A 17,060-nucleotide genomic window follows, 5' to 3' on the forward strand; every position below is an offset into this window, starting at 1 on the left:
TGCGATCAGCGCGCCGAGCGCGAACACGCCGGCCGCCACCCAGAAGGCCACGGTGTAGGAGTGCACGGCGGCCATCATCTTGAGCTGCTCGAGGCTCGTTGCGTGAGCGGCATTCGACGTCGCATAGGACGCTGCGGCACTCGAGGCGATGGTGCTCAGCAGGGCTGTACCCACCGAACCGCCGATCTGCTGCATGGTGTTGACCGTGGCCGAGGCCACGCCCGCGTCCTCGGGTGAGACACCCGAGATCGCGCCCTGCATGGCCGGCGCCATCGAGGCGCCGAGGCCGACGCCCATGATCAGCAGGCCGGGCAGGATGTTGGCCGCATAGGTGCTCGAGTCGTCGAGCAGGGTGAGGAACACCATGCCGACCGCCGCGATCGACAAACCGATGGTCATCAACCAGCGTGGGCCGAAGCGGGGCAGCAGCACCGCGGTCGAGGTCGTCGCGGTGACGATCAGGGCGCCGATCATCGGCAGGAACGCCAGACCGGTGCGGACCGGGCTGAACTGCAGGTTCTGCTGAAGGTAGTAGGTGAGGAACAGGAAGATCCCGAACATCCCGATACCGACGATGAACACCGCGAAGTAGGAGCCACCGCGAGTGCGATCGAGGATCACGCGTAGGGGGAGCAGGGCGTGCGGGGTACGCGACTGCAGCCACACGAACAGGGCCAGCAGGACGGCACCGGCCACCAGCCAGGTGATGGTCGCCCAGTCGTTCCATCCGTTGGTCTCGGCGTTGGAGAAGCCGTAGACGATGGAGAACAGGGCGGTCGACACCGTGACGACGCCGGGGAGATCCAGCTTGGGCCGGGCCTCGGCGCGATGCGGACCGATGAACAGGACGGCACCGACCAGGGCGATCGCGGCGATCACCAGGTTGACGTAGAGGCACCAGCGCCAGTCGGCCCACTCGGTGAGCATGCCACCGAGCAGCAGGCCGAGGGCGCCACCGCCACCGGCGATCGCTCCGAAGATGCCGAAGGCCTTGCCGCGTTCGGACGGATCGGTGAACGTCGTGGTGAGCAGCGACAGAGCGGCCGGAGCCAGCAGCGCGCCGAACACACCCTGACCGGCGCGGGCGGCGACCAGCATGTCGAAGTTGACCGCGGCCCCGCCGACCGCCGACATCACCGCGAACCCGACGAGGCCGATGATGAAGGTGGTACGCCTGCCCAGTAGGTCGGAGAGGCGGCCGCCGAGTAGCAGCAGGCTGCCGAAGGCGAGTGCATAGGCGGTGACGATCCATTGGCGGTCGGCGTCGCCGAACTGCAGCGCGGTCTGTGCGTGCGGCAGTGCGATGTTGACGATGGTGGCGTCGAGCACGACCATCAGCTGGGCGAGGCCGAGCACGCCGAGAACGACCCAGCGCAGGCGATGGTGCCGGTCGGTCGCCGATTCGGCGGGAATTGCGCGTTCGCCATCTCCGGACTTTTCGAGAGTTGTTGTCATGGGGACTCCCTGTGGACTAGGTGGAGGACATCCCTCCGGTTACCTGTGTGCCAATAGTACTCAACTGGAGATGATTCCTCCGTTTGCTAATCTGTGACCATGACCACTGCATCTGTGTCGGATACGTCCGCTTCGTCGGGAAAACCGCTGCGCGCGGACGCCGAGCGCAACCGGCTACGGATCATCGCCGCGGCACGGGGGCTCTTCGCCGAGCGTGGACTCGACGTGTCGCTCGACGACGTCGCCGAGGCCGCCGGCGTCGGGGTGGGCACTGTGTACCGGCGCTTCGCCAATCGCGACGACCTGGTGTTCGGCGTTTTCCTGGAACACCTGAAATCGGTGGTCGCCCGGACGGGTGAGGCGATCGACGACGAGGACCCTTGGAATGCATTGGTGAGTTTGATGACCTGGATGTGTGAGTTGATGTCGGAGGATCGGGGTCTGGCTGCGATCATCATGACAATCGACCACAGCAATCCCGAGATCGAAGCCCTCAAGGTGAGCCTGTCCGAACGGATCGAGAAGGTCTTCGACCGGGCGATGGATGCGGGTGTGCTCCGGCCAGACCTGGCCGCCACGGATTTCTATGTGTTGTTCACCATGCTCAAGGCGGTCTCCGAGGTCACCGAGCAGTGTGCGCCGGGCACCTGGCGTCGGTACCTCGACCTAATCCTCGATGCTGTCAGCGCCGAGCGGAGTCATAAGCCGTTGGGTGCGCCGCCGATGACCGAGCAGCAAATGCACGCCACGCAGAAGGCACACAAGCCTGGCCGATGAGGACTGACTCGGTTGGCGCGTCGTGAGAGTGCTGCCGATGAGGAACTGCTCGGCTAAGCGCGGCTAAGCGATGAGTTTCTCGCTCTTGAGCCAGTCGTAGGCGACGTCGGACGGATCCTGACCGTCGATGTCGACGCGGCCGTTGAGCTCCTGCATGAGTTCGTCGGTCAGACGCTCCGAGATCGTGGCCATCAGCGGCGCGATCTCCGGATACGCCTTCAGGACGGATTCACGGACCACGACGGTCCCGCTGTAGGGCAGGAAGTACTTCTTGTCGTCGACGAGCACCTTGAGGTCGAGGTTCTTGATGCGGCCGTCGGTGGTGTACACCATGCCGAAATTGCACGGCGAACTCTTGGCGGTGGAGGTGTAGACCACGCCGGAATCCATCTGCGTGACGTTGCCCGAAGGAACCCCGTTGGGCGCGTTGTAGGGCATGTCGTAGGTCTTGAGCATGGGCAGGAATCCGTCTGGGCGCGAGAAGAACTCGTCGTTGACACAGAAGGTGCGCTGATCGACGGGCAGGCGGGCGATGTCCGACATCGTGGTGACGTTGAGCCGCTTGGCCGTCGACGACGACGCCGCGAACGCGTAGGTGTCGTTGAAATTCGCGGGCGGCAACCACACCAGATGATTCTGGGCGAGTTCGACGTCGTGGACCTGCTGCCACAACTGTTGGGGGTCGGGGATGACCTTGGTCTCGTGCAGGTAGGTCACCCACGCGGTACCCGTGTACTCCCACGCCAGATCCGCGGCGCCGTTGAGCATCGCCTGGCGGCTCGAGGCCGACCCGGGTGCGTTGGTGAGGTCGGTGACATCGGCGCCGGCCGCCGCGAGATAGGTGGCGGCGATCTTGCCCAGCAGGATGCTCTCGGTGAAGTTCTTGGACGTGACCGTGATCTCGGCCCCGGCGAGTGGCTTCTTGCCGTCAGGCAGCGAGGATTTGTGGAAGGTGCCCGACGAACTGACCAACCCGCACCCGGCGATCACCAGGACGCTCACGGCGAGGATCAGCAGCGCCGAGAGCGGGCGGCGTCCGGGGCGGTTCGAACGATTCAGGGTCGACATCAGATCCCTCGCGGTGTGGCCACCAGCTCGACGAGCCGGCCGAGCCAATCGATGGTCAGGGCCAGCAGACCCACCAGGATGGCCCCGGAGATCAGCAGTTTCGGCAAGAACAACGTGATGCCAGTGGTGATGAGTGTGCCCAGGCTGGTGGCGCCGATGAAGGTACTCAGGGTCGCGGTACCGACCAGGATGACCAGCGCCGTGCGGACGCCGTTGAGGATCACCGGCACGGCCAGCGGCAGTTCGACGAGCACGAGCGTGCGGACCGCGGACATGCCGATGCCGCGCGAGGCCTCGATCGTGCGGCGGTCCACCTGCTGGAGACCGACGATGGTGTTCTGCAGGATCGGCAGGATCGCGTACACCACCAAACCGACCACCGCAGTACGGAATCCGGTCCCGAGCCAGAAGGTGAACAGCACGAGTAGACCCACCGCGGGGGCGGCCTGGCCGATATTGGCGATGTTCACCGCGATCGGGTTGAGCCAGCGCATCGACGGGCGGGTCAGGAGGATGCCCAGGGGGATGGCGATGACCACCACGATCACCGTCGCCACCAGGGTCAGTTTGATGTGATCGAGGATCGTGGTCTGCAGGGTCGACCACGACAGCGCGGCGCTCTCGGTCTCGGTGAAGGTCGTGAACTGGTACCAGATGATGTAGCCGACGCCGATGACGACGATGAGCAGCGGCTCCAACCACACATCCATCGGGAACCGCCGAAACCGTTGCAGCGCCGAACTCATCGCGCCGGGCCGCTCGGCCGCGATCCCGGTGGCGCCGGCCGCCTCGACGCTCGTCATGCGCCCGACGCCGTTCGCTCGCCGGCGTCCACATCGTCCTCACCGTCGTCGGTGGCGGCCACGATCGGTGTCTCGATGGGGCCGGTACCGTCGGCGTGTTCGGTGTAGGAGGTGTGCGACTCTTCCTCTCTCGCCTCGGCGAGCTGGGCCTGGATGATGTCCATGACCGATTTGATGCCCAGGGAGCCGATCACCGCGCCCCGTCGATCGGTCACCAGTGTTCCGCCCTGACTCGCGGCGAGCATCGTGTCGAGTGCGTCGTTGAGGGTCGACGAGGACGCCACCACCGGAAGTCGTTGGTCGACATAGTCCGACACGGTTTTCTTGCTCGCGAGTTCCTCCAGCGACGGCCACGCACGCGGGTGACCCGCCTGGTCGACGACGACCACCCATTTGTGGCCGGCTGCGCGGGCTCGGGTGAGGGCGTCGGCGGCCGGTTCGCCCACGTGGACGGTCGTCACCTCGTCGTGGGCGACGTCGCGGACCCGTGACAGTGTCAGATGAGCCAGTGTCGCACCGGATCCGATGAATTCCTCGACGAACGGCGTCGCCGGGTTGGCGAGGATCTCCTCGGGGGTGGCGTACTGCTCGATGTGGCCGCCCTGCGACAGGATGAGCACCTTGTCGCCGAGTTTGGTGGCCTCCTCGAAGTCGTGGGTGACGATCACGATCGTCTTGCCGAGTTCCTTCTGGATGCCGATCAGGCTGTCCTGCAAGCGGACCCGGGTGATCGGATCGACCGCGCCGAAGGGCTCGTCCATGAGCAGGACGGGCGGGTCGGCGGCGAGCGCGCGGGCCACACCGACGCGCTGCTGCTGACCGCCGGACATGTCCTTGGGGAGCCGGTGGGCGAATGCGTCGGCGTCGAGGCCGACGAGATCGAGTAGGTATTCGGTGCGCTCGGCGATGCGTTTCTTGTTCCAGCCGAGGACCCGCGGGATCGCGCCGATGTTCTTGGCGACGTCCCAGTGCGGGAACAGCCCGCCGGACTGGATGACGTATCCGATCGACTGCCGCAGCTTGTCGGGGTTCTCCTTGGTGACATCGCGGCCACCGATGTAGATCCGACCCTCGGTCGGCTCAATCAGCCGGTTGATCATCTTCAGGGTCGTCGTCTTGCCGCATCCGGACGGCCCGACGAACGCCACGATATGCCCGGCATCGATGTCGAGGTCGAGGCTCTCCACAGCGGGTTTGTCCTGTCCCCGATACCTTTTGACGACCCCCTCGAGGGTGATCGACGCGCCGGTGACGGTGCGGTCGGTGGCGGCCGCCGAGACGGTGGCGTCGGCTGGCTGGGTCATTTCAGTCCCCTCGAGATGGTGAGTCGGCCGAGCAGAACGAGCAGGGCATCGAAGACCAGGGCGACGATGACGATGAGAATCGTTCCGGTGAGGGCCATTTCCAATGCGTTCGCGCCGCCGAGGCGCGAAAGTCCGCTGAAGATGAGCGATCCCAGACCGGGACCGAGTACGTAGGCGACGATCGCGGCGACACCGACGATCATCTGGGTCGAGACCCGGATACCGGTGAGAATCACCGGCCATGCGATCGGCAGCTCGACGGTGAGCAGTATTCGCCACCGCGACAACCCGATTCCGCGAGCGGCTTCGACGACGGTGCCCGGTACCGAGCGCAGTCCGACGACGGCGTTCCCGATCACCGGCATCGTCGCGAAGAACGCGAGCATGAGGAACGACGGCACCACACCGAGTCCGAAGGGCACGATCAGCAGCGCCAACAGGGCCAGTGACGGAATCGTCAGGGCCACGCGGCTCGACGTCAGGGTCAGGGCCGAGGCCAGCGGCAGCCGGTACACCAGAACGGCGACGACGATGGCGATCACCGTTCCCACGAGGACGGTTTGAAATGCCAGGGAGGCATGTTGGTACGTCAGGAACGTCAGAGTGCTTGCGTGCTGCGAGATGTAGTCCCAAAGGTGCACGTCCGACATCCCTTCACGCATGGGGCACTTGCGCGGTAGACGCAATCGACCTTGGATCACCTTACGGCGGAATGCGCGGCGCGGTGGCGCAATTCGCGCGCAAAGGTCTCCCCGGGTCGTCGAATCGGTCTTGGTACGCCGCCGCTGACCTGCGTAGATATCGATGAGGTCACAAAGATTCCCGATGATCGGATCGACGGTGTCGCAGGTGGGGGCGGCTGATCAACCCGGGGTCCGTTCGGCGGATGCCCTGGGTTTCATCGAGGTCGTAAGCTGGTCGGCATGGCAGTCAGTCGTCCCACCGACAAATCCGATGAGGTCCAGCGCGCTCCGCGGGCCCGGATGACCGGTGCGCAGCGGCGCCTGCAACTCATCGAGGTGGCGCGAGGATTGTTCGCCGAGCGTGGTTTCGAGGCGACCTCCATCGAGGAGATCGCGCAGCGCGCCGGGGTGTCCAAACCGATCGTCTACGAGCATTTCGGCGGCAAGGAGGGGCTGTATGCCGTCGTGGTGGACCGGGAGATGGAGACACTCCTGGAGATGGTCACCTCGTCACTGAGCAAGAACCGCTCGCTGTATCGCATCCAGCAGGTGGCGCTGGCGCTGTTGACCTACATGGAGGAGCGCACCGACGGATTTCGGATCCTGGTGCGCGGCGACTCCACCAACAGCAGCGAGACGGCGACCTACTCCAGCCTGCTCAACGACGCCATCAGCCAGGTCGAACACATCCTGGCCGGCGACTTCGAACGGCGCGGCTTCGAGCCGACGCTCGCGCCCCTCTATGCGCAGGCGCTCGTCGGCATGGTCTCGGTGACCGCGCAGTGGTGGCTCGACGTGCGCGAGCCGTCGAAAGAGGTGGTCGCCGCCCATCTGGTGAATCTGTGCTGGAACGGGTTGACCCGCCTCGACCCGCATCCCGAACTCGTCGGACCCGACTACGTCGAACCCGATCACCGCGCCCCCGAGGCGGACTGAGAACCCAGGTTCGCTAGGTCAGCACGACGCTGCGTTTGGCCAGTCCCATCCAGAAGCCGTCGATCGCCTCGTCGGGCCGCTGTTCGGGATCGTCGCCCGCGCCGAGTGCGACGAACAGCGGCGCGAAATGCTCGATGGTGGGGTGCGCGTAGGGCATTCCCGGGGCCCGGCGCCGAAAGTCGATCAGCGACTCCACATCCCCGGCGGCGAAACACTCATGCGCCCATGCGTCGAACTCGGCCGACCACGTCGGTGCCGCCGCGTCGGGACGCCGATCGGTCAGGTACGGCAGCCCATGTGTGGTGAAGCCGGAGCCGATGACGAGCACGCCCTCGTCACGTAGCGGGGCCAGTCGCCTGCCGAGCGCCAGCAGCGCCTCGGGTTCGAGCGTCGGCAGTGACACCTGGAGGACGGGGATCTGCGCGTCGGGGTACATCACGGTCAACGGAACGTAGGCGCCGTGATCGAGGCGTCGGCGGGCATCGTGGGCGACCGGGGTGCCGTCGGGCATCAGTGCCTCGATCCGGGCGGCGAGGTCTGGAGCGCCCGGCGAGTCGTAGGTGGTGCGGTAGAAGCGCTCGTCGAATCCCCAGAAGTCGTAGGTCAGCGGTGTGCGCGAGTCGGTGGAGCCGATCGTCAGCGGCGCGGCCTCCCAATGCGCCGACACGACGAGGATCGCGCGCGGTCGGGGGAGTCGGCCGGCCAGCGCACGCAACTGATCCACCCACAGTGTGCTGTCGACGAGTGGCGGGGCGCCGTGGCTCAAGAACAGGACGGGCGCGCGCGACGGTAGCTCTGACATGGTCATACGATACGAAACAGAACCGCGGTCCGTTTCATTTCGCGGCGATCCGCCCGCGCGATTGTGGCCTCCGGCACACGACCTACAATCACACGAGTGTCCTCTTCACCTGCCCTCGCCGGGCTCGCCGCGGTCACGTGCTCGGACGCATCGCTGTCCGCCCTGCGCGAGAAGGGCGACACCCCCCGTCTCGACATCACCGGACCCGACGCCGCGCGCCCCTTCGTGGTGGCCGCGCTCGCACACGGCACCGCGCCGCTGCTGGTGGTCTCGGCCAACGGTCGCGAAGCCGACGACCTGACCGCCGAACTGGCCGAACTGCTCGACGATCCCGACGCGGTCACCCAGTTCCCGTCGTGGGAGACCCTGCCCCACGAACGTCTGTCGCCGAGCGCCGACACCGTCGGTCGCCGTCTCGCGGTGCTGCATCGACTCGCCGAGCCGGGAAAGACGCCGCTACGGGTGATCGTGACGACGGTGCGCTCGCTGGTCCAGCCGATGGCGCCGGGTCTCGGTGAGGTCCGCACCATCACGCTGCGAGAGAACATCGAGATCGATTTCGACAAGCTGCTCGCCGACCTCGTCGAGATGGCCTACGAGCGCGTCGACATGGTCGGCCGTCGGGGTGAGTTCGCGGTCCGCGGAGGCATCCTCGACGTGTTCCCGACCACTGCGGATTATCCGGTCCGAGTGGAGTTCTGGGGCGACGAGATCACCGAGATGCGCGCGTTCTCGGTGGCCGATCAGCGCAGCCAGCCCGAGGTCGACGCCTCGGTGGTACAGATCCACCCATGCCGTGAACTCGTGCTGACCGATCAGGTGCGCAACCGGGCAGCCGATCTCGCCGCCGAACATTCCGCAGATCAGACGTTGTCGGAGATGCTGACCAAACTCTCCGAGGGCATTCCGGTGGAGGGGATGGAGGCCCTCATCCCGGCGCTGGTCGACGGACGGATGCAGTTGCTCACCGAGGTACTGCCCGACCGGTCACGGGTGTTGATCCTCGATCCGGAGAAGGTTCGGACCCGCGCCGCCGACCTCGCCGCGACCGGTGCGGAGTTCCTCGAGGCGTCCTGGAACGCCGCCGCACTCGGTGCCTCGGCGCCGGTCGACACCCGCGGCGGTTCCATCGGAATCGACTTGCAGGCCAGTGCGTATCGGCCGCTCGACGAGGTTCTCGGCACCACGGTCGATGCCGGGCGGTCCTGGTGGACGATGAGCCCGCTGTCGTCGGGTTTCGACGCCGAATTCGACCTCGACCTGACTCCGGGGCCGACTCCACACGGCAACGACGACGAGATCGCACAGACGTTCGCGATGCTCCGCGCGCACGTCGCCACCGGCAAACCCGCGGCAATCGTGGTGGCGGGTAAGGGAACCGCAACCCGCATCGCCGAACGGCTGTCGGACGCCGAGGTTCCGCACAAGCTCGCCGACGCCGGTGCGCCACCGGTCGCCGGGGAGGTGAGCGTGTACTGCGGCACCCTGCGGCGCGGCGTGATCGCGCCGTCGGCCGGACTGGTGATCGTCACCGAGAGCGACCTGACCGGAGCGCGGGTCGCGGCCGTGCGTGACGGGCGACGGCTCCCGGCCAAGCGGCGCAACCAGGTTGATCCGCTCGCGCTGACCGCCGGTGATCTCGTGGTGCACGACCAGCATGGCATCGGCAAGTTCGTCGAGATGATCGAACGCACCGTCTCGGGTGCGCGGCGGGAGTACCTCGTGCTCGAATACGCGGCGGGCAAACGCGGGCAACCCGGCGACCGGCTCTACGTGCCGATGGATGCCCTCGACCAGCTCTCCCGCTACGTCGGCGGTGAGCAACCGTCCCTGTCGAAACTCGGCGGGTCGGATTGGCAGAACACCAAACGCAAGGCGCGCAAGGCGGTTCGCGAGATCGCCGGTGAGCTCGTGCAACTGTACGCCGCCCGCCACGCCGCCCCGGGCTACGCCTTCAGTCCCGACACGCCGTGGCAGCGTGAGATGGAGGACGCCTTCGACTTCACCGAGACCGTCGACCAGATGACGGTGATCGGCGAGGTCAAGGACGACATGGAAAAGGCGGTCCCGATGGACCGCGTCATCGTCGGTGACGTCGGCTATGGCAAGACCGAGATCGCAGTGCGCGCGGCGTTCAAGGCCGTCCAGGACGGCAAGCAGGTTGCCGTGCTGGTCCCGACAACCATTCTGGCGCAACAACATCTGCAGACCTTCACCGAACGGATGGCCGGGTTCCCGGTGCGGGTGCGTGGCCTGTCGCGCTTCACCGACGCCAAGGAGTCCAAGGAGATCATCGAGCAGATGGCACAGGGTTCGGTCGACGTCGTCATCGGCACCCATCGCCTGCTGCAGACCGGGATCGTCTGGAAGGACCTCGGTCTGGTGATCGTCGACGAGGAGCAGCGCTTCGGGGTCGAGCACAAGGAACACATCAAATCGCTGCGCACCCATGTCGACGTGCTGACGATGTCGGCGACGCCGATCCCGCGCACCCTGGAGATGTCGATGGCGGGCATCCGCGAGATGTCGACGATCCTCACCCCGCCCGAGGAACGTCACCCGGTGCTGACCTATGTCGGCGCCTACGCGCGCAAGCAGGTTGCCGCGGCGATTCGCCGAGAACTGTTGCGTGACGGGCAGATCTTCTACGTCCACAATCGGGTCTCGACCATCGACAAGACCGCCAAGGACATCGCCGACATGGTGCCCGAGGCGCGGGTGGTGGTCGCACACGGACAGATGAACGAGGATCAGCTCGAGCGCACCGTGTCCGGATTCTGGAACCGCGAATACGACGTGCTGGTGTGTACCACCATCATCGAGACCGGACTCGACATCTCCAACGCGAACACCCTGATCGTCGACCGCGCCGAGAATCTCGGCCTGTCGCAGCTGCATCAGTTGCGTGGACGCGTCGGCCGCAGTCGTGAACGCGGATACGCCTATCTGCTCTACAGTCCCGAGAAACCGCTCACCGAGACGGCCTACGACCGCCTGGCGACCATCGCGCAGAACAATGAGCTCGGCGCCGGAATGGCGGTGGCGCTCAAGGACCTCGAGCTGCGCGGGGCCGGAAACGTCCTCGGCGCAGAGCAATCCGGACACGTCGCGGGCGTCGGTTTCGATCTGTACGTCCGTCTGGTCGGCGAGGCGGTGGAGGCCTACCGGGCCGCGGCCGACGGCACACCGGTCACCACCGAGGAATCGACGGAGGTGCGCATCGATCTCCCGGTCGACGCCCACATCCCGGTCGAATACGTCGACTCCGATCGTCTGCGTCTCGAGGCGTATCGCAAACTCGCCTCGGCCACCGACGACGACGAGGTGTCTGCGGTGCTCGCGGAGTTGCTCGACCGGTACGGCGAACCGCCGGAGGAAACCCGGCGACTCGCCGCGATCGCGAAACTCCGTCTGCGGTGCCGAGAACGGGGTGTCGCCGAGATCGGTGCGGTCGGCACCAACGTCAAGATCTCGCCGCTGCATCTGCTCGACAGTGAACAGGTCCGACTCAAGCGGCTGTATTCGGCGGCGTCCTACCGCGCCACTACGTCGGTCGTGACGCTGCCGATCCCGCGCACCGGTGGGGTCGGATCCGCGCGTCTGCGCGACAACGAACTCATCGACTACCTGACGACGTTCCTGACTCAGCTCAAGCCCACTCCGGCCGACTAGGAGTCGGTGGGCTCAGGATTCGGTGGGCTCGGAGCCGGGGGCTTCAGAGTCGGGGGCCGGCGGGGGTTGGTTGGTCTCGTCGTACTTCTGCTGGGCGTTCGTCCGCCACTGGGAGAACTTGCGGTTGACGGTGACCGCGACGTCGGCCGCGGCCTGCCCGACGCCGTCGACCACACCGGAGAGTCCGTCGCGCAGCCCCTTGACCAGTGGGTCCTGCGACTCATCGAAGTTGTCGCGATAGGTGCGGGCGGCCTCGCCGACGTCGTCGGAGAACTTCGCGGTGTCGTCGTCGGTGTGCAACGGGTATGTGCCGGAGAGGATTCGGCCGTACTCGCCGCGGTCGACCCAGCGGGTGAGTTCGGCTGCGCGCAGCACCGAGAAGGGATGGGTCGCCAACTCGAGATTCAACAGTTTGAGCACGCCGTCGCGCAGGTCCCCGGTGCGCTCGTACTCCCGGGCCTGCGCCACGAAGGCTTGGGTGTCCATCTGCTCGAGGTGTTTGCCGCCCGCGAGCTTGAGCTCGACCCGTAGCGCGACGTCGAGGTCCTGGCAGCACAGCAGGCCGGCGCGATCTCCGGAGAGCTCGGATTTGCGCTGCCACTCCATCAGCGCGGCGACCACCGCGCGCAGGGCCCATCCACCGATCGGGATGAAACCGATGGACGCGGCGAGCCGGGTGAGGTGCATGAGCATCGTGCGGTACACCGCATGGCCGGAAAGTGCGTGTCCAAGTTCGTGTCCGATCACAAAGCGCATCTCGTCGTGATCCATCAACTCGTACATCGCCGAGGTCACCACGATGAACGGGGTGTCCATGCCGATGCAGTAGGCGTTCACGATCGGTGACTGTGTGACGAACAGTTCGGGTGTCGTCGGGGCATCGAGGGTGGCGACGCACTCACCGAGCAGCGTATCGAGGTCGGCGAACTGCTTGTCGCTTGCGCGCGCCGACGTGGCCAGGTACATCAGCCGATGCTGACGCTCTCGTAGCAGCCCCGACAGCGTCTTGAGGACCTGGTCGAATCCCTTGAGCTTGCGCAGAGCGGTCAGCGCGGTGCGGTCGGACGGATGTTCCCAGGTGCGCGAACTGATCCCGGGGAACTGCGCTCGCGACGCGACGACCTCGGTGGAACTCGACATATGGCTTCCCTCCCACGACACGAATCTCCGACGATTCGGACAGGGTATAGGGTAGCGAATCGGTTGTTGATCATCGGCAATAGCATGTGACATTCATGTGGTCGGACGACTGCGGGGATGGAGCTGATAGAGCGGTTACCTCGGTGGGCGCAAACGACTGTCGTCGTCCTGCGAGACCCGCTCGGTGACGTCCCACGATGTCGCTTGTGCAGCGATTACCGTTGTGATGTTGTCGGTGAGCTACCGCGATGTTGTTCCCTACCGTGTGCTGTTGTCGCAGCCCGCAGACGAAAGGCACCTGGAGATGACGGTGGTCCTGCTCGATCCGCTCCGCCCGGACATGATCCCCGTACGCGCCCGCGCCCACCTGTCCGGCACCGTCTACGTCACCGAGGACGTCCCGACCACCGTGCTGTGGGACCTCGAGCACTTCGAGCCGGTCTTCGCCGAGGACGGGATCGCCGGGACGCTGCTGTCGACCGATCGACGCCATCCGCTCGTGGCGGCACGAATCGCGCAGGGAGACCGGGTGATCGCCGCGACGATCCCGAGTGGCAGCGACCTGCTGCCCGCGGTCGCGTTGATGGACACGTTGCGCCGCAATGGTCCGTGGGAGAGCCGGCAGACCCATGCCTCATTGCGACGCTATCTCCTCGAGGAGGCCTACGAACTCCTCGACGCCATCGACGCCGGGGATCAGGCAAGCCTGCGGGAAGAGCTGGGAGACCTGTTGCTGCAGGTGCTCTTTCATGCCCGGATCGCCGCCGATGATCCCACCGATCCCTTCGACATCGACGCGGTGGCCCGCAGCTTCACCGAGAAGGTCAGCGGCCGCACGCCCGGTGTGCTGTCCGGTGCCCATGCCGACCTCGAGACGCAGATCCGCGAGTGGGAGGAACGTAAAGCCGCCGAGAAGAACCGCGGATCGGTACTCGACGGGATCGCCACCACGGCGCCGGCGCTGGCGCTCACCCAGAAGGTCCTCGAAAGGCTCACCGCCGCGGGATATCCGGTGCAGCGCATCGACCCGGCCGTGCTCTCGGTGACCGTGACGGCCGGGGACGACAGCGTCGAGGATCAGGCGCGTCGCCGCACCCTGGCGCTGATGGCGCAGGTCCGCGCTGCCGAGGAGCGAGCGGCTCGCGACGGTGTGACCCTCGACGGCCCGGACTCCTGGGCGGCCGTCCTCGATGCGACGGCAGGGCTCGACGGGACGGCCGTACCGGAATCGGTCGATGCGGATGTGGCCGAGGGGGAGTCGCGCCGCGAAGTCCCCGCCGAGGCTCGGACGGAGATCACCGACGAGATTCCGGTGGTGACCGAGTCTGCCGCCGAGGAGGTAGGCGATTCGGTGGCGCCGGGTGAATCGGGCTCGTCGGGTGCGGGTGTCGCCGTCGAGGTCTCCGAGGAGGAGATCATCGACGTCGAGGTCGTCGACACGACCGAACCGCCCACGCACTGACCGGCGCCTGCCGCCGGCCTCACCCGCGTTCGTCGCCAGTCATCGTGTTCATGATCGAGAACGTCACCTGGTCGGGACGATAGCGGTCGTCGGAGTACTCGAACGGTCGCCCCTGGGGGTCATAGCTGGTGCGCCGCTCCCGCAGGAGCGGTGCACCGGAATCGATCCGGAGTGCTTCGGCGTCGGTGGCATCGGCGGCGACGGCGTCGAGTTCGTGGCGCATCGAGGCGAACTGCACCCCCTCGTCCACGAGATGATCGGTGATCGACCCCTTGTCGGGGTCGAAGTCGAACAGACTCGCCCCGACATCGGTGGTGAAGCGGCTGCGCTCCAGCAGCGCCGGAATGCCGTCGAGGGTGCGCAGTCGGACCACCTCGACCAAGAAGTCGTCCACCCCGATCTGCAACGCCTCGGCGATCTCGGTGGTCACCCGGGTGCGGGACACACTGATCGTGTGGTTACCCGGTTCCCGACCGGTCGTCAGCGCCCATTGCGAGAACGGGGTGAACGACGACAACGTCTGCGTCGGGGAGTGCGGCCGTCGGACGCGGGCGGGTCGTCCGCGGGTCGTGTAGATGAAGCCCTCGGTCCGTAACTTGTAGAGCGCCTGCCGAATCGGGCCGCGCGAGACCTGCCATTGATCCATCAGAACGGTCTCCGGCGGTAACTCGTCGCCGGGTTGATACGTGCCGTCGACGATCTGGTGGCGCAGCGCCTCGTAGATCTCCTGATATCTCGGCGACACCGACACCTCCGTTTGTGACCACACTGCAGTCCGCTCGCATACTGTACTACTTCTGTACTTGTATACCTAGGTCGGAGCGGCGATGAGCAGTTCTGAATCCCGCAGGCGATCAGCGACGGATGAGCCCCCTCAGATCGGCAACGCTGTCGACGACTTCGTGCGCGCCCGCGGCGCGCAGCGCCTCGGCGTCGTGGGCCCCGGAGAGCACTCCGACGACGAGTCCGGCGCCCGCGCGCAATCCCGTGGTGACGTCGGACGCGGTGTCGCCGACCACCATCATGGCCTCGACAGCGCTGGTGCGGGTCGTGATCAGGGCGGCCAGCGGCATGTCGGGGTGGGGGCGGCCGCGGAGTTCCTCGCCGGGGCAGAGGACGACGTCGGCGATGTCGCTCCAGCCGAGCGCCTTGAGGATGGCTTCCTGGGTCTGCTGTGCGAAACCGGTGGTGAGGGCGATCTTCACGCCGATCTCCCGGCAGTGGGAGAACAGTTCCTCGGCGCCGGGCATCGGGGAGCACCGGCCCTCGCCGACGAGGTGGGCATAGGTCCGTTCGAACTCCTTGTTCGCCGACTGCGCCTGTTCCTCGTTGCCCTTGGCGAGGTGGCGGAACACGGTGATCTTCGACTGCCCCATGGTCTCGGAGACGTAGTCGAGCATCGCCGCGCGGTCCGCGTCGGTGCGTGACAGCCCGGCGTGCTCGTCGGCGGCGCGGAAGCTCGCGATCACGAGTCCCTCGTCGGAGACGGTTGTGCCCGCCATGTCGAAGACGATGAGTTCGGTGGGGAGAGTGGACATGTGGGGGGTACTCCTGTGGTGGTCGGTGGTGGACATCAGAGGGCGAAACTGGTGGACGGATCGAATGCGGCGGTGACGCTGGACTCGGCGAGACCCATGCCGGTGGTCATGCCGATGCCGGTGGTGACGGTGACGATGTGGGTGCCGGGAAGTGGCTCGCGCAGCAGGAATTCACGGCCGGGTGCCGTCGCATACACACCCTGCCAGCGCTCGATGACGTCGATGCTGTTGACCCCGAACAACTCTCGGGTGACCTCGAGGAGGCAGGCGAATCCGTCCTCGCCCTGGAACGGCGATTCGGTGGCCTCGCGCAGGTGGGTGTCGCCGATCAACAGGGTGCCGTCGGGTTGTGGTGTGTACATCTGGTGAAGATCGAGTGCGGTGTATCCGGGGTGGGCGGTGTGCAGCCGTTGGGCGACCCGGTGCACCGACGGCATCGTCTCGAAGGCGCTGTAGCGCAACAGTGACCACCCGGTGAACAGGGGTGTGGTCAGCGGGAAACGGGTCGGTACAGCGGCTTTGATCATGTGCAGGCGGCACCGCTGCAGGCCGATGTCCTCGGCGACCTCGGGGAAGAGCCGATCGATGTCGTGATTCACCGTGATGAAGGTGGTGCCGGCACGCAGCTCACCCCGTGAAGTACGGACCACTCCGGTGTCGAAAGACGTTGCTGCGGTGCGCCAGAAGAAGGTGACGCCCTGCGTCTCGAGCCACGCGGCGATCCGTGGGGCGGCGGCGCGTGGGTCGACCTGGAGGTCGGCCGGTAGGTACATGCCGCCGACCACGCCGTCGGCGGCGGCCGGAACCCGCTCGAGGACGGTGTCGCGGTCGAGGAGTACCGCCGCCGCCGATCCGTGAGCCTGGGAGAACTCGCTCATCACGGCCAGTTCGTCGGCGTGCCGGGCCAGGACCGTGGTACCGGTCGGCGCCGCCCAGAATCCCGCCTTCTCGGCGAGATCGAGCCAATGACGGCGTCCGGCACGCGCATAGTCCAGGGCTTGCCCGGACTGGGCGGTCATGCAGGCGTGCCCGAAGTTGCGGACCGACGCGCCCGCGACCTGGTCGTTGTGCTCGACAACAGCGACGGAGAGCCCGCGGCGTCGTGCGTGATAGGCGTGGGCGAGGCCGACGATGCCGGCCCCGACGACGACGACGTCGTACGAGGTGCCAGGTGTGGTCATGGTCGTAGCTTCCCGTCGCGTCGGCGTGATGTCAATACTTTCTGATAAGAAAGGTATACAAGTAGTGTTGCGACAACGCTACGCCGGGTGGGCTGTGGGGTTACGAGATCTGGAACACCCGCCGTCGAGCGCTGCCCGTCTTTCGAGAGGGCGGGGGTGTTGCGGGAAGGTGGACAGCGGTGTTGACGGCCGGCCCAGCGTCGAGGTCGGCGTGGAGGCAGGCCATCGGCGCCGGACGG

General features: G+C 66.4%; 14 protein-coding genes. 4 read left to right on the forward strand and 10 right to left on the reverse strand.

Going from position 1 to position 17,060, the window contains the following annotated elements; genetic code table 11:
• Positions 1-1,455, reverse strand: a 1,455-nt coding sequence (locus B1964_RS25400) for an MFS transporter (protein WP_079931782.1), incomplete at its 3' end; no start/stop codon positions are given.
• 99 nt (positions 1,456-1,554) lie between these two features.
• On the opposite strand from B1964_RS25400, the gene B1964_RS25405 reads away from it, so the two are divergent.
• Positions 1,555-2,232 (forward strand): TetR/AcrR family transcriptional regulator, encoded by a 678-nt coding sequence (locus B1964_RS25405; RefSeq protein ID WP_079931808.1) that lies wholly within the window; start codon positions 1,555-1,557, stop codon positions 2,230-2,232.
• A gap of 63 nt (positions 2,233-2,295) precedes the next feature.
• On the opposite strand, the gene B1964_RS25410 is transcribed toward B1964_RS25405, so the two are convergent.
• Genes B1964_RS25410 through B1964_RS25425 form a run of 4 tightly spaced genes read right to left on the reverse strand, consistent with a single transcriptional unit; the run spans position 2,296 to position 6,048 of the window.
• Positions 2,296-3,300 carry a glycine betaine ABC transporter substrate-binding protein gene (locus B1964_RS25410; protein WP_079931783.1) on the reverse strand — a complete coding sequence of 335 codons (1,005 nt, stop codon included), beginning with the start codon at positions 3,298-3,300 and terminating at the stop codon, positions 2,296-2,298.
• Positions 3,300-4,046 (reverse strand): ABC transporter permease, encoded by a 747-nt coding sequence (locus tag B1964_RS25415; RefSeq protein ID WP_253194195.1) that lies wholly within the window; start codon positions 4,044-4,046, stop codon positions 3,300-3,302. The genes B1964_RS25410 and B1964_RS25415 overlap by 1 nt, the downstream gene beginning before the upstream one ends.
• 53 nt (positions 4,047-4,099) lie before the next feature.
• On the reverse strand, positions 4,100-5,407 hold the full coding sequence (locus tag B1964_RS25420; RefSeq protein WP_079931785.1) for an ABC transporter ATP-binding protein: 1,308 nt from the start codon (positions 5,405-5,407) through the stop codon (positions 4,100-4,102).
• Positions 5,404-6,048 carry an ABC transporter permease gene (locus B1964_RS25425; protein WP_026920281.1) on the reverse strand — a complete coding sequence of 215 codons (645 nt, stop codon included), beginning with the start codon at positions 6,046-6,048 and terminating at the stop codon, positions 5,404-5,406. The genes B1964_RS25420 and B1964_RS25425 overlap by 4 nt, the downstream gene beginning before the upstream one ends.
• Before the next feature lie 282 nt (positions 6,049-6,330).
• On the opposite strand from B1964_RS25425, the gene B1964_RS25430 reads away from it, so the two are divergent.
• A complete protein-coding gene (locus tag B1964_RS25430) occupies positions 6,331-7,026 on the forward strand; it encodes a TetR/AcrR family transcriptional regulator (protein WP_079931786.1) in 696 nt (231 codons plus the stop codon).
• A gap of 13 nt (positions 7,027-7,039) precedes the next feature.
• Here B1964_RS25430 and B1964_RS25435 read toward each other — a convergent pair whose 3' ends face one another.
• Positions 7,040-7,828: a class III extradiol ring-cleavage dioxygenase gene (locus tag B1964_RS25435; RefSeq protein ID WP_172398966.1), complete on the reverse strand. Its 789-nt coding sequence runs from the start codon at positions 7,826-7,828 to the stop codon at positions 7,040-7,042.
• A gap of 96 nt (positions 7,829-7,924) precedes the next feature.
• Here B1964_RS25435 and mfd point away from each other — a divergent pair, with 96 nt between their 5' ends.
• Positions 7,925-11,500: a transcription-repair coupling factor gene (gene mfd / locus B1964_RS25440; RefSeq protein WP_079931788.1), complete on the forward strand. Its 3,576-nt coding sequence runs from the start codon at positions 7,925-7,927 to the stop codon at positions 11,498-11,500.
• A gap of 12 nt (positions 11,501-11,512) precedes the next feature.
• On the opposite strand, the gene B1964_RS25445 is transcribed toward mfd, so the two are convergent.
• Positions 11,513-12,640, reverse strand: a complete 1,128-nt coding sequence (locus B1964_RS25445) for a M48 family metallopeptidase (RefSeq protein ID WP_079931789.1) — start codon at positions 12,638-12,640, stop codon at positions 11,513-11,515.
• 226 nt (positions 12,641-12,866) lie between these two features.
• On the opposite strand from B1964_RS25445, the gene B1964_RS25450 reads away from it, so the two are divergent.
• On the forward strand, positions 12,867-14,102 hold the full coding sequence (locus B1964_RS25450; RefSeq protein WP_253194191.1) for a MazG family protein: 1,236 nt from the start codon (positions 12,867-12,869) through the stop codon (positions 14,100-14,102).
• 19 nt (positions 14,103-14,121) lie between these two features.
• Here the strand turns inward: B1964_RS25450 and B1964_RS25455 are convergent, their stop codons facing one another.
• The 3 genes from B1964_RS25455 to B1964_RS25465 all read right to left on the reverse strand — a co-directional run bounded on the left by B1964_RS25455 (position 14,122) and on the right by B1964_RS25465 (position 16,821).
• Entirely contained in the window at positions 14,122-14,847 is a 726-nt protein-coding gene (locus B1964_RS25455) for a GntR family transcriptional regulator (RefSeq protein ID WP_253194192.1), read from the reverse strand.
• Positions 14,848-14,956: 109 nt separating this feature from the next.
• Positions 14,957-15,640 (reverse strand): phosphonatase-like hydrolase, encoded by a 684-nt coding sequence (locus B1964_RS25460; protein WP_079931810.1) that lies wholly within the window; start codon positions 15,638-15,640, stop codon positions 14,957-14,959.
• A gap of 35 nt (positions 15,641-15,675) precedes the next feature.
• Entirely contained in the window at positions 15,676-16,821 is a 1,146-nt protein-coding gene (locus B1964_RS25465) for a TIGR03364 family FAD-dependent oxidoreductase (protein ID WP_079931791.1), read from the reverse strand.
• Positions 16,822-17,060: the final 239 nt, after the last annotated feature.

The organism is Gordonia sp. i37 (assembly GCF_002043085.1).
Taxonomy (GTDB): Bacteria; Actinomycetota; Actinomycetes; order Mycobacteriales; family Mycobacteriaceae; genus Gordonia; species Gordonia polyisoprenivorans.